A 13,368-nucleotide genomic window follows, 5' to 3' on the forward strand; every position below is an offset into this window, starting at 1 on the left:
TACCGAATTTGAGTCCAGTCTCACGGTTCGTCTCCTGACAAGTTAGGAAACGCAAGCCTGCATGCCCCTCCCCGCCTGTGCCATCGAAGTCCAACCACGGGCTTTGTGAAACCAGTACCGTGTGACCCGTCAATGGGGAAATAAGCTCAGGCAACAGGCTTCTTGTACGCCACGCAGTCCACTTCCACCTTGCAGTCGATCACCATGCTCGACACTACGCAAGCGCGGGCGGGCGGGTGTTCGCCGAAGTACTCCTTGAACACCTTGTTGAACGACGCGAAGTCGCGCGGATCGTCCAGCCATACGCCGCAACGCAGCACGTGCTCGGTGCCGTAACCGGCCTCCGTGAGAATCGCGAGCATGTTCTGGATGGCCTGATGCGTCTGCGCGACGATGCCCCCATCGATCACTTCGCCATCTTTCATCGGGGTCTGCCCCGACACGAACAGGAAGCCGTCGGCTTCAGTTGCGCGTGCAAAGGGCATGCGCTGGCCACCGGTGCCCTGCCCGCCTTCCACGCCATAACGTTTGATACTCATCATCGCTCCTTTCGACAAAACGGCTTCAACAACTTGGATTCAAAGTACCGGCTGCGGCGTACCGCGACGTACGAAACGCCCCGCGCGCGCATTCTGCGTGGGCGCGCGATCCTGCCACGACAACACGCCGTTGACCCATACGGCAGCAATGCCGTAGGCCGGCTGCATCGGGTCGGTGAACGTGGCGGCGTCGGCCACGGTGGCCGGATCGAACAGGACCAGATCGGCCCAGTAGCCTTCGCGCACGAAGCCGCGCTGCGTCAGACCGAAGCGCTCGGCCGAAAGGCCCGTCATCTTGTGGACGGCTTCGGCCAGCGGGAACAATTGCTGCTCGCGGCTATAGCGGCCAAGGACGCGCGGGAATGCGCCCCACAGACGCGGATGCGGCAACGGATCGTTCGGCAGCCCGTCGGAGCCAACCACAGTTGCCGGATGCCGCAGAATGCGTCGCACATCGTCCTCTTCCATGCAGTGATACACGGCGCCCGCCGGTTGCAGGCGCTTCGCGGCTTCCATCAGATCGACGCCCCACTCGCCGGCGATCGTCGCGAGCAGCTTGCCGCCTTGCGCCGGGTGCGGTTGCGACCACGTCACGAGAATGTCGAAGTCGTCTGTCACCTGTTTGAGATCGAGCGTCGACGAGCTCGCCGTGTACGGATAGCAGTCGCAGCCCACGGGCTGGAAACGCTGCGCCTTGTCGAGCGCCTCGAGAATCTCGGTGCTGCGACCCCAGTTATCGACACCCGCACACTTCAGATGCGAGACGACCACCGGCACACGCGCATGACGGCCGATGCGAAAGGCTTCGTCGAGCGCTTCGAGAATCTCGGCGAACTCGGTGCGTAAGTGTGTGGCATACAGGCCGCCTGCCTCGGCAAGCGGCTCGGCCAGCGCGAGCACCTCTTCCGTGGGCGCGGCGTTGGCATTCGCGTAGGCGAGGCCGGTCGACAGACCCAACGCGCCATGGTCGAGCGCCTCGCGCAATTGCGCGCGCATGCCCTCGATCTCCGCTTCGGTCGCAGGCCGGTCGAGCCGGTCCATATGATTGTTGCGCAGCGCGGTATGACCGATCAGCGCAGCCACATTGATCGCAGGCTGCGCCTTCTCCAGGGCGTCGACATAGGCGGCAAAGGTCGGATACCGGAACGCGTCGGCCTCGCCCAGCAGGTTCATCGGGTCGGGGGGATCGCCCTTGAGCGTCACCGGCGACGCACTAATGCCGCAGTTGCCGACAACCACGGTCGTGACCCCCTGCGAGAGCTTCGGCGTCATTTCCGGCGCGCGAACGACGTTCGTATCGTCGTGGGTATGCACATCGATGAACCCGGGACTCAGCACATAGCCGCCCCCCTGAATCTGCTGCGCCGCCTGCCAGCCCGACAAGGCGCCGGCCTGCGCGATCGTGTGGATACGGCCGTCGCGCAGCGCAACGTCGAAACGCTCATCGGTCATGGGCGCGCCGGAGCCGTCCGCCAGACGAACGTTCTTGATGAGGGTGTCGACCGTCCGGTTCGCGAGGCAGTCAGTCATATCAGTCTCCCAAGGGCTGGCGATCGCCGCCGCCCCGATGCGTGTCGAGCACATACTTGATTCGCCGCAACAGCGCCTGGCTCTGCGGCTTGGCGAGCAGCGCCAGTTCCGTGGCCAGCACGTCCATCGCCAGCAGCATCGCGTAACGCGACGACGACGGTTTGAAAATGAAGTCCGTTTCCAGCGCGCGGATCGGCAACACCTCGTCGGCCAACGCCGCCAGCGGCGAACCCGTCGCCGTGATCGCCACCACCTGTGCGCCGTACTCCCGTGCGATCTCGCACGCGGACACCAGCTCGGGCGTATGCCCGCTCACCGAAAAGGCGAGCACGACATCGTCGCGCCCGAGCGTACCGGCGACCATGCGCGCCATCACGGCGTCCTGATAACTTGCCACCGGCCGGCCCAGACGTACGAGCCGGTAACGCGCCTCGTCCGCCATGAGCGACGAACCGCCGCCCATGCCGAAGGCGTACACCATGCGGGCCGATAGCAAGCGCGCCGCCGCACGCCGCACTACCTCCGGCTTGATGAGACCGCGATGCACCTGCAACGTTGTCTGAATATCGTCGGCAATGCGGTCGATGGTCTCGCCCGTGCCGTCCTGCCCGTTGGCGGCATTCGCGCCGAAAAAGCGCTGCCCGACCACGGCCGCCTGCGCCAGACGCAGCTTGAGATCGCGCACGTCGCGACATCCCATCGCCTTGGCGAAGCGCGTCACGCTCGCCTCGCTCACCCCTGCGCGCTCGGCCAGCACATTGATCGAGGCCGCCGCCGCGCCCGCCACATCGTCCAACACCACCTGCGCGACTTTGCGCTCCGCCTGGCTCAAGGCGTCGCTGCGCTCGGCAACACGCGTCACGATATCGAAGGTCTCGGCCATATTCCGGGTCTGTGTGGCGCCCCCGACGTTTTTTTCGGGATGCCTTTTTGAAAGATTTGCCAATTTTTGGTACTTTATAACAATTTGTCAAATCCCGGTAATTCAAAGCTATTATAGGAGCCATCCGGCGGTTGTCGGCGCATCGTCACGTGGAGGATTCTCAATGACTGATACAAACTATCAACATGGCATGATCGATACCCTCAACAAGGGTCTGGGTGCACTGAATGCCCCGCTTGCGCCGTCTGCCACTGCGGGACTGGGCTGGAATTTGCTCAACGAAGACCTGAGCCTGCCCACGGCGGTGCTCTACGAAGACAAGATTCGTCACAACCTCGCGTGGATGCAGCGTTTCGTTCATGAGTACGGCGTGAAGCTCGCGCCGCACGGCAAGACGACCATGGCCCCGAAGCTATTCCGCCGCCAGCTCGACGGGGGCGCGTGGGGTATCACGCTCGCCACGGCGCAGCAGACTAACGCGGCGTATCACCACGGCGTGCGGCGCATCCTGATGGCGAACCAGCTTGTCGGCAAGCGCAACATGGCGCTGATTGCCGATTTGTTGAAAGACCCCGGCTTCGAGTTCTTCTGTCTGGTGGACTCCGCCGCTGCGGTAGCCCATCTGGGCGAGTACTTCCGCGCGCGCGGTCAGTCGATCCAGGTGCTGATCGAACTGGGTGTGACGGGCGGGCGCACCGGCGTGCGCGACGCCACGCAACAACAAGCCGTGCTCGACGCGCTGGCGCAGTACCACGATGCGGTCAAGCTCGCGGGGGTGGAAGTCTACGAGGGCGTACTCAGTACCGAGGCGGACATTCGCGCCTTCCTGCAACGTGCGGTGAGTGTCACACGCGAGTTGGTCGCGGCGGGTCGCATCGAGCGCAGCCCGACGGTGCTCTCCGGTGCGGGTTCGGCGTGGTACGACGTGGTGGCCGACGAGTTTGCACACAAGGACGTGGGTGTTCCGCTCGACGTGGTGTTGCGCCCCGGGTGCTATCTCACTCACGACGTCGGGATCTACAAGGCCGCTCAGGCGCAGATCGCCACGCGCAACCCGATCGCGAAGCAGATGCGCTCCCAACTGCAACCGGCACTGCAACTCTGGGCGTACGTGCAGTCGATCCCCGAACCGGAGCGCGCCATCATCGCGCTGGGCAAGCGCGATGCTGCGTTCGATGCCGGCATGCCGGAACCTGCACAACGGTTCCGTCCGGGCGAGAACCTCGCGCCGACGCCAACGCCTGCGCACTGGGAGGTCACCGGCATGATGGATCAGCATGCGTACCTGCGCATTGCGCCGGGCGACGATGTCCGCGTGGGCGACATGATCGCGTTCGACATCTCGCACCCGTGCCTCACGTTCGACAAGTGGCGCCATCTGCCGGTCGTCGACAGCGACTACAACGTTGTCGAGATTGTGCAGACGTTCTTCTGATCGGCCAGCGCGAACACGAAACCAGTCAATGCCGCCGTCATGAAAAAAAGCCGCCCGTCGGGCGGCTTTTTGCTATTCATTCACCCCCTCGCAAAGGCCCCTTACGACTGCCCGCGAGACGCACGTTTGCGCGGCGACACCCCTGGTGACGACGGCACCTGATCGGCCGCGGCGGCGGGCGTTCGCCGCTTCGGCTCCTCGCCTGACTTCACGGCCGGATCAGACGCTTTCGCTCGGGTCGCCACCGACTTGAACTGTGCCTCGAGATGCCCCAATGCGCTTTCCAGGGTAGCGATTTCGGCGGACGTCATACCTTCGAGCGCGTCGTCGAAAAAGGCCTGGCGGCGCGGCGTTGCTTCGTCGAACACAGTCATGCCGGCGGCGGTGAGCGTAACGTTCGTGAGGCGATTGTCGTCGGGATCGGTCGCACGCGAGAGCCAGCCGAGTGCTTCCATCGACTGCAACTGGCGCGTGAGTGAGGCGGGATCGAGCCGGCAGTGTTCCGCGAGGAACTTCTGCGAACAGGTGCCGCGCTCGGCCAGCGCGAGAATGATGCGCCAGCGTGGCAGCGGGTGACCGACCTGCGCGTCGAATGCGACCATCATCGCCCGATACGTCAGGCTGAGTTGCTGGATGACGTTACGTTTGAGTGACGTAGGCATCGCGTCACTCCCCCACTGGCGCCTTCGGCCTGGCGCCGCGCGTCAGTCGAATGAGCGGCACGCGCCGCACGAACCACAGACCGGCGAGCGCCGCTGCGAGCGAGACCATCTGGCCGTTGTGAATGGCGGCGACGAGCGACGTGCGCGCCGATTCGATATACAGCGCGCCGTTCTGGCCCATGTGGGCGAGCGTCATCATGAAGTCGTCTTTCGCCTGAGCGTTCACAAGGATCTGCGGATCGGAGAGTTGGGTCGTCCACTGCGTGCCGTCGCTGGCGACGAGGGCCTCTTTCACGCGGGCGGTGTAGCTGTGATTCACGAGCGTACCGACAATGGCGGTGCCGAGCATCCCGCCAATCATGCGCAGCGACTGCATCAACGCCGTTGCGATTCCGAGATGCGCGCGCCCGGCAACTTCCTGCGCGAAGACGGTGAGGTTCGGCATGACGAAACCAAGACCGATCCCCGCGAGCAGCATATAGGTGGCAATGAGCGCATGCGGAGTCCCCCGGTGCGTGGTGATGACCCCTGCGCAAGCCAGCGCAAGCAAGAAGAACCCGCCATAGAGCATCACGTTCGGATTGCGCAGACGGGTAATGAGCCGGCCGTTCACGATGCTGCCCACAGTGATGCACACCACCATTGGCGTGATGAGGAGGCCGGTTTCACGCGGCGAGAGTCCGAAGCCGCCCTGAAGCATGAGCGGGGCATAGAACAACACGCCGAACATGGCGAAGCCCGCGAACACCGACAGCACGAAGAGCGGCGCAAGGCTTTTGTCGCGAAACATCTCGAAGGGCAGGATCGGGTGCGAGGTGCGCTTCTCCCACCAATACAGGGCGTATGACGAGACAACCAGCACAACGAGCAACGTGACCACGCCACGCGAGAGGCCGTCGGCGGGCAACCATTCGACGAGCATCTGCAAACTGCCGAGTGCGGCGGTGATAAGCAGGGCGCCGAGCCAGTCGAGGCTCGCCTTGCCGTGGCCTTCGGCGCGCATGTGCGGCAGGTGGCGCGCAACGAACCAGAGCCCGAGCAGACCGACCGGCAGGTTGACGTAGAAGACCGAACGCCAGCCATAGGCCTCGGTAAGGAAACCGCCGAGCGAAGGGCCGATGGCGTTGGCAATGCCGAAGGCAGAGCTGAGCATGACCTGCCAGCGCAGGCGTACATGCGGGTCGGGAAACAGTTCCGGGATGCAGGCGAACGCAGTACCGACAAGCATGCCGCCGCCGATGCCCTGCAAGGCCCGCGCGACGACAAGGAACGGCATGCTGGTCGCGGCGCCGCACAGCACTGACGCCGCAGTGAAGATGACGATGGCGGCGATGACGAACGGTTTGCGTCCGTAGAAATCGCCGAGCCGGCCGAAAATCGGCACGGTGATAACGGAGGTCAGGAGATACGAGGTCGCCACCCAGGCGTAATACTCGAATCCCTTGAGTTCCGCCACGATGGTGGGCAACGCCGTACCGACGACCGTCTGATCGAGCGCCACCAGCATCGTGCAGAAACAAAGACCGAGCATCGCCACGAGCGACTGCCGGAAGGGCAAAACCTGCCCCGCCGAATGCGGGGTACTGGGACTGGGAGCCATTTTTGGATGGATCAATGTTTGATCAGTCAAAGATTTTAGCACGTTACGTACGGCGGGTAGACTCCGGCTGTTTTTGTAGTCATAAAAGCGGCGACGGCTTAGCGGGATCGGATGTCCCGTCAGCTACGCCGCTGGGCCCGGGCCGTGTAAATTGGAAAGCGTGTCAGCAGCCAAACGGCGACAACTCTTTTCGGCCATGAAGAGACACTCGATCATGCGGCGGATATCGTCGGCAATTGATCTTCGTTTCGCGCACAACGAGGCGGTCATGTCGTTAGACAGCTGGAGACTGCTATCTACCCGCTACGTTTGATACAGTGCGGTCTCTCAACGGGAGTATGGGGAGTGAGGCAGATGTTCTCAGCGGCGATCTTCGACATGGACGGCCTGCTGGTCGATTCAGAGCGCGCGATCATGAACACATGGATCACGGTGGGATTGGACCTTGGGATCGCGTTGTCGGCGAGCGATTATCTTCGGATTGTCGGAAGGTCGTCTACGGAATGTGAACTGATCCTGACGGAGTTGCTCGGTGGGGCGGCGACATTTCGGGAGGCGCTGGCCCGAGTTCGGCAGCACTTGAGCAAGCCATCCGTAAATCCGATATTTCCGCTGAAATCTGGAGCACGAACGCTACTGACTGAGCTATCGCGGGCAGGCATTCCATGCGCTGTCGCTTCGTCGTCTCCTGTGGATGAGATTAGATCTCGCCTTGGGCGTGTAGGTGTGCTGCATTTTTTTAAGACGATCGCAGGCGGGGATGAAGTCGATCGTGGGAAACCCGATCCGGCAGTCTACAGACTTGCAGCCCATCGACTCGGCGTGCCGGCGGATGCGTGCTTAGCATTTGAAGATAGCGACAACGGCGCGCACGCGGCCGCGAGTGCCGGTATCGCCGTGGTCGTCGTTCCAGACTTAAAACCACCGGCTGCTGAGGTCGCCGAATTGAGCTTTCGGATACTGGGAAAACTCGATGTAGCCATTGAGCACGTTGCAGACTGGTTCACGACGCGCGACACAAAATTTGCGTGAACATCCGTTGTCTAGAAAGTTGGTTGGCCGCTCAGAGTCGCAAACTGTCCGTCGCGCCCGGCGGCAGTCCAGTCAAAATGAACCATAACGGCAGGCCCGGAATGTTTCTCGGATGGATCAATCGCCAATGCATTGCTCGAGTTGCCAGCCAATGATGCGACGAAGAGAAGAAAGGCAAGCGATGAAGCTCGAAACACCGGCGATGTTTTCAGGGCAGGACATCGCAGATTGTGCTTAACATCGACGATGCCGTCGATACCCTCCGAACGCGGGACAGCCGATGTTGCAGTGACATCGTTTCATTTACAACCAGCAAAGATGAAAAAAACCCTCGTCGCCTCGCTAACGATTTTAGTACTAACTCAATCATCGCCGCTGTTCGCAGATGCTTCCAACGGGAAGACTATCTACTTACAAAGATGCGCTATGTGTCATGGGGCGGATCTCAAAGGGACGGGAGCGTTGGCTCGGAAAAGCTCACCCGCCACACCGGATCTGACGACGCCTGCATTCAAAAAACGTCTAAATGAGTATCCCGGCGTTATCGTGTCATCGATCGTGCTTCGTCCAAATGGAGACCTGATTCCAAGAACACTAAGGGAAAATGGCGTAAAACTGGCCCCGTACGCGTGGCGAATTCAGGATCTGCGCGACATCCACCAGTACATGAGCGGTGTGATTCTAAGAAATCAATAACGTTAAATTGCACCATGGAACGCAGGCGGCCAACCGTTCCTGAATGACGACAAATGGCCAGTTGCGGTCAGTCATAGATTCACCGAGTCATGCACGTGGAGAGAATCTACAGGACTCGCACGGCGATTATCATGGTCGAGTTCTCAAAATCGGTAATGGCTCATATGACGTTCGACATTTTGACGTTCCCCCACGGCGCCCCAATTCAGGAGACTGAGATCCGGGAAGCTGAAATTGCGCTGGGCCATGCAGTGCCCGCAGAGCTGCTCGCCGTCTATCGCGTTGCAAATGGATTTCGCGGTCCAACCAACGCAGCATTCCTGTATCCGCTGCTAACACCGCAGGCGTTTAACGATCAGACCGCCGTTGCACTTACCTTGGCACTTAGAGAAGAGGGGATTCAACCAAGCTTTTGGGATCGGGCAATCATGTTCGGTGATCCAGGCATGATGCCGTGTTGGGGAATCGAGGTCGATTCGGCAAGGCTTTTCGAGTGGTGGCCGGAAGACGGAGAAGAAATAGCCTACCTAGATCGCTCAATACTCCAACTGTGGTGCGAAAAGAAGGCGTGGTACGACGAGATCACAAACCAGACCAATCCGGTGTGATGTCTGGACAACGATAAAGGGTCGCAAACACACCGACACCAACCTTAACTCGTCGGGTTCGCCGAGACAACGGGGCGCATGCAGCCGGCAAGACTAAACTCACAAGTGCGGTAACGAGCTCGCGGAATTTCGTCCCGAACTCCCGAACAAATCCGGAGATAATGGCGCGTCAGCCTGTAAGGCACTGACTGTTATCAACCACCGTATATTCGATAACGACCCTCGATATGACTGTCGATACCGGCCATGCCGCCGCGGCACAGCTTCAGAAGCCATCAAGTTATACGAGTTCGGTCGAGCCGCGCCCACCGCGAAGGGTTCGTATTGCGCGCGACGTACTGGCAGGCGTTTCGATAGCAGGACTCTTGCTGCCCGAAGCCATTGCCTACGCAAGTATCGCTGGACTGCCACCGCAGGCGGGCCTGATTGCACTGCTCTCAGGGCTTGTCGTCTATGCGCTAATGGGTAGTAGCCGATTCGCGATCGTGTCGGGAACATCCTCTTCAGCAGCGGTGCTCGCCGCCACTGTGGGAGCCAGCGCCGGGGGCATCGGTGCGCAAGTCGCCTACGCCGCCGCCCTCGTTGCGGCGACGGGCATCCTTTTTCTGCTGGCCGGCGCGGCGCGTTTGGGAGCCATGTCGGACTTTGTCTCGAAGCCGGTCTTGCGCGGTTTTGCATTCGGCCTGGCACTGACAATTGCCATAAAGCAACTGCCGACTATCTTAGGCGTGCAATCGCATTACACCGATACGCTGCGAATAGCCTTCGATCTTGCTCACCAAGCGCCAGGTTGGAATTTCTATAGCGTGGCACTTGGTGTGGCTGCACTGGCCATCCTTTTCGGGTTGGGCCGAAGTGCCCGCATGCCGGCGACACTGGCGGTCATTGTGCTCGGTATTGCATTGGGGTACTGGATCGACTGGCATGGACATGGCATTGGCACCGTTGGCGTGCTCAATCTTCACAATATGACTTTCGGCCTGCCCATGTTCGACCGCTCACAGTGGCTGCAAACCGCAGAACTCGCGTTTGCGCTGATGCTGATTCTGTATGCGGAATCGTACGGATCGATCCGCAGTTTCGCGCTAAAGCATGGCGACATCGTGTCGGCAAACCGGGACCTCATGGCGCTCGGCTGCGCGAACCTTGTCTCCGGTTTGCTGCACGGAATGCCGGTGGGTGCGGGCTACTCGGCGACTTCCGCTAACGAAGCTGCCGGTGCGCAGACCCGATTCGCAGGGTTATGTGCCGCAGCGGTCATTGCGCTGATCGTCCTGATGCTGTCGCCGCAGTTGTCCCGCACGCCTGAACCGGTGCTCGCTGCGATCGTCATTTATGCGGTCAGTCACTCACTACACCCAGACATGTTCAAACCGTACTGGACGTGGCAACGAGACAGACTGGTCGTGATTGCGGCGCTGCTTGCCGTGCTCGTGTTTGGCATACTCCACGGCTTGCTGGTCGCCATCGGCGTGAGCCTTCTTCTCGCCCTGCGTAACTTGTCGGAACCAGCGGTATCGGTACTCGGTCGCCTGAGAGATAGCCATGATTTCGTCGACATCTCCGCGCACCCGGATGCGACCCCCATCCCCGGCATCACGATCGTGCGGCCAGAGGTACCGCTCTTCTTTGCCAATGCCGAACGCGTGCTCAGTAAGGTGCGCTTAATGCTGCAGGGGCAGTCGACGCCGGTGCAGACGGTGATGCTGAGTCTCGAAGAAACGCCCGATGTCGATAGCTCAGTTATCGAAGCGCTGCGCATCTTCTCTGCCGAATTGATGTCCCGTGGACAGAGGCTGCTCCTGGTGCGGCTCAAGCCGCGCGCGCTGACCGTGCTTGAGCGAGCGTCCGACGAGACGCTGCCGCGTAGCGCACTGTGGGAGTTGAGCGTCGATAAATGCGTGCAGTCGCTCGCGCTTGAAATGCACGAGACGGGTTGACGAAAACGCCGAAGAAGAAGCCCGCAAACGGCATATGTGCCATAAGGATTCAGCGCGCCAGCGATGCAGCGTGTATCGAATGAGACACGGATGTTTGGATCTGCACGCATCGTTTGCTTCAGTAAGCAGACGTAGTTCCCAATTCTCTGGCGGGCCGCTGCGGTCGTCAGAGATCGCTATCGGCCAGCAGCCGTCGTTCGACAATGTGGCCTGGTTCGTTGACAATTGAGCTGCCCCCCCAGGCCATCAACAGATACGTCAATGCCTATTACCGAAGTTCCGCTGCCCCCGTACGGGACCATTGTCGTCCTCAACGGTCCGAGCAGTGCCGGCAAGAGCTCACTGGCCAAGTATTTGCGCGAGAACTTGGTTGAGCATCATTTGCACATTGAATTGGACGCGTTCCGAAACATGGAGCCTGCAAACTACTGGGATGTCGAGAAGTCGGTGGCACAGGTTCGCGTTGCCGCGCTATGTAGAGCAATAAATGCCACTACCGCGACCTTTTCTAGGCACGGTCAGGCAGTAATCGTCGATCATGTCCTTTCACCCGATGCGTGGCACTACCTGCTCGAAGACTTGATTGATCTGCCAGTATTCATCATCGGCGTCTTTTGTTCGCTCGAAATTCTGATCAAGCGTGAACTTACCCGTGCCGACCGTAAGATCGGATTGGCCAAGTCCCAATTCGACTCGATTCATGCTAATCGGCACTATGACTACATTGTGGACACGTCGTCTTCGAGCACGTCTGATTGTGGGCAGTCGATCCTGAAGTGGTTGCGGAGTCGACCGACTCCAACTGCTTTCACGACGATGCATCAGCAGTTCTTTGGTAACCGGAATTAGACAGTAATCGGCCAATTTCGGTCAGTCGACGTGACCCGCCCAGATCGTCGACAATTCGACTTTATCAAGAGCGGCGCTGAACGGATGGAGGCAAGTATGGGACCAAAAACACAAGAGCTGATTGAGGTGTTAACCAAACTCGCCGATCTACTTAAAACCAACGGCGGACAGCACTGGCGCGCTTGGTTGCTTCGTGCCAAAGCTCGTTTAGAAAACGCGGATTACTCCGGTATTGAATATTTGCTTCAAGCGTACGGAGGTATGGGCTCGTTCAACGACTTTGTTGCGGCACAGAGCGCCATAGACGGGCAGCCCACCGGGAAACCCGGGTACGTTGAACTGAACGATGAGATAGATGGCTTAAGAACTAAGGCGTGGGAGCTTGCAACAGACGTCAAGCGCAACCACGAAGTCCAGCGTACCTGACTATCGAATTCATCTCGGCTAACCGCATCAGGCAGATCTCGGCCAGAAGTGGCCATTGCGGAAATTTTGATTGATTATTCTTTTTTGCTTTTCTAGACCAAATGTTTGGAATGTTCAAAAAGCGGCAAGCGCCAACGTCCCCGCCCGAAGACCCTCTCTGCTTGGTTTTCATCCCTGCGCTTGTGACCGTTCTTCTACATGCTGAAAAGGCGCATGGCAGGCCATTGACTGAGGCTGAAGTCATCGCCATTCGTGACAAAGCGGTTTGCATGGCGATGCCCGCTTCAAAAGCTGCAATGATGGAAGAGAAACGCGGCTACCCGGACATTGTTGCAGAGGCGGTCTGGCCTGAATGGCAATCGGCGCGCCTGCAACTCGGTCAAACATGACCGACCAACTTAAAAGCCATTACTTTCCAACGTCCGCAATGGGTCGAAAGCGGACATCCAACCCGCTCAATACGTCCCGCCGCACTCCCCGCCCCCCATATAGCCCGCTCCCGCGGGCTTTTTTGTGCACACCGTTATATTACGGCTCGGCCTGACATCGACCGGAAGCGTCCATTTGGTCACTCACATTCGCTTGATCTCGATCGACTGCAGGCGGATGGCCCCATTTTTTTTCGCGAAAATGAACTGCGGGCCCACAAAAATCCAATCGTACGGACCCCGTTCGCACAACGACGGGGTCCATACGAGATCCTCCGATAGTGCCTGCTCAACGTTATATCGTAATCTCTGAGACACGTCGGCAATCGTGGCGCCGACCTTCACGCCGTTGGGCATGACCGCGCCCGACCCCGTTGCCACAATCATTTCGACTTCCTGAGATGCGAGCTTCAGATTAATCGATAAGCCTCGATAGGTTTGTTGTTCCACTCGGTATGGCCCGGCACTTCCCGGAACCGAGAAAATGCGTACCCGGTGAGGTTTCCCAATGGCCCGCTCGACAGCAGCTCTTCCGTCCCGGTAGTGCACGTTTGCGATCGCGAGATCGATTTGCGGAAAGCAGTATTCGCTTGCAGATGCAGCCGCCGCAGGAAGTGCCCATAGTGCAGCAGAGAGTCCCAGCGCCATAAGCACGGAATGGGTGCAGCCAGTATTGAGGCTGCCGAATGCAGCGCGTATCGCCATTTCGATTCCCAGTCGATGGACCGATGGCAGTTTAT

Annotated in this window: 14 protein-coding genes; 8 read left to right on the top strand and 6 right to left on the bottom strand. The window is 59.8% G+C overall.

What is annotated here, in order from left to right:
- Positions 1-146: 146 nt before the first annotated feature.
- Genes AT395_RS21145 through AT395_RS21155 form a run of 3 tightly spaced genes read right to left on the bottom strand, consistent with a single transcriptional unit; the run spans position 147 to position 2,952 of the window.
- The gene (locus AT395_RS21145; protein ID WP_048628794.1) at positions 147-533 is read right to left on the bottom strand and encodes a RidA family protein; all 387 of its coding nucleotides are present in this window, start codon (positions 531-533) and stop codon (positions 147-149) included.
- Positions 534-578: 45 nt separating this feature from the next.
- On the bottom strand, positions 579-2,069 hold the full coding sequence (locus tag AT395_RS21150) for an N-acyl-D-amino-acid deacylase family protein (protein WP_048628702.1): 1,491 nt from the start codon (positions 2,067-2,069) through the stop codon (positions 579-581).
- Between the two features lies 1 nt (position 2,070).
- Entirely contained in the window at positions 2,071-2,952 is an 882-nt protein-coding gene (locus AT395_RS21155) for a MurR/RpiR family transcriptional regulator (protein ID WP_048628701.1), read from the bottom strand.
- Between the two features lie 163 nt (positions 2,953-3,115).
- Here AT395_RS21155 and AT395_RS21160 point away from each other — a divergent pair, with 163 nt between their 5' ends.
- Positions 3,116-4,387: an amino acid deaminase gene (locus tag AT395_RS21160; protein WP_048628700.1), complete on the top strand. Its 1,272-nt coding sequence runs from the start codon at positions 3,116-3,118 to the stop codon at positions 4,385-4,387.
- 101 nt (positions 4,388-4,488) lie between these two features.
- Here the strand turns inward: AT395_RS21160 and AT395_RS21165 are convergent, their stop codons facing one another.
- Positions 4,489-5,049 (bottom strand): MarR family winged helix-turn-helix transcriptional regulator, encoded by a 561-nt coding sequence (locus tag AT395_RS21165; protein WP_072632892.1) that lies wholly within the window; start codon positions 5,047-5,049, stop codon positions 4,489-4,491.
- A gap of 4 nt (positions 5,050-5,053) precedes the next feature.
- Positions 5,054-6,649, bottom strand: a complete 1,596-nt coding sequence (locus tag AT395_RS21170; RefSeq protein ID WP_042114577.1) for an MDR family MFS transporter — start codon at positions 6,647-6,649, stop codon at positions 5,054-5,056.
- A 354-nt stretch (positions 6,650-7,003) separates the two neighbouring features.
- On the opposite strand from AT395_RS21170, the gene AT395_RS21175 reads away from it, so the two are divergent.
- From AT395_RS21175 to AT395_RS21205, 7 genes are all read left to right on the top strand, one after another.
- Positions 7,004-7,681, top strand: coding sequence for an HAD family hydrolase (locus AT395_RS21175; RefSeq protein ID WP_042114544.1), 678 nt, complete (start codon positions 7,004-7,006; stop codon positions 7,679-7,681).
- Between the two features lie 318 nt (positions 7,682-7,999).
- Positions 8,000-8,377, top strand: coding sequence for a c-type cytochrome (locus AT395_RS21180; RefSeq protein WP_072632893.1), 378 nt, complete (start codon positions 8,000-8,002; stop codon positions 8,375-8,377).
- A gap of 131 nt (positions 8,378-8,508) precedes the next feature.
- Entirely contained in the window at positions 8,509-8,985 is a 477-nt protein-coding gene (locus AT395_RS21185) for an SMI1/KNR4 family protein (RefSeq protein WP_124988547.1), read from the top strand.
- A 227-nt stretch (positions 8,986-9,212) separates the two neighbouring features.
- Entirely contained in the window at positions 9,213-10,925 is a 1,713-nt protein-coding gene (locus AT395_RS21190; protein ID WP_048628698.1) for a SulP family inorganic anion transporter, read from the top strand.
- Positions 10,926-11,186: 261 nt separating this feature from the next.
- Positions 11,187-11,774, top strand: coding sequence for a chloramphenicol phosphotransferase CPT family protein (locus AT395_RS21195; RefSeq protein WP_042114540.1), 588 nt, complete (start codon positions 11,187-11,189; stop codon positions 11,772-11,774).
- Positions 11,775-11,804: 30 nt separating this feature from the next.
- Positions 11,805-12,200, top strand: coding sequence for a DUF6966 domain-containing protein (locus AT395_RS21200; protein WP_197090691.1), 396 nt, complete (start codon positions 11,805-11,807; stop codon positions 12,198-12,200).
- Positions 12,201-12,361: 161 nt separating this feature from the next.
- Positions 12,362-12,589, top strand: a complete 228-nt coding sequence (locus tag AT395_RS21205) for a YjbD family protein (RefSeq protein ID WP_231606108.1) — start codon at positions 12,362-12,364, stop codon at positions 12,587-12,589.
- 183 nt (positions 12,590-12,772) lie between these two features.
- On the opposite strand, the gene AT395_RS25750 is transcribed toward AT395_RS21205, so the two are convergent.
- The gene (locus tag AT395_RS25750; RefSeq protein WP_125347399.1) at positions 12,773-13,333 is read right to left on the bottom strand and encodes a hypothetical protein; all 561 of its coding nucleotides are present in this window, start codon (positions 13,331-13,333) and stop codon (positions 12,773-12,775) included.
- Positions 13,334-13,368 lie beyond the last annotated feature (35 nt).

The sequence above is a fragment of the Pandoraea apista genome, from assembly GCF_001465595.2.
GTDB classification, from domain to species: Bacteria; Pseudomonadota; Gammaproteobacteria; order Burkholderiales; family Burkholderiaceae; genus Pandoraea; species Pandoraea apista.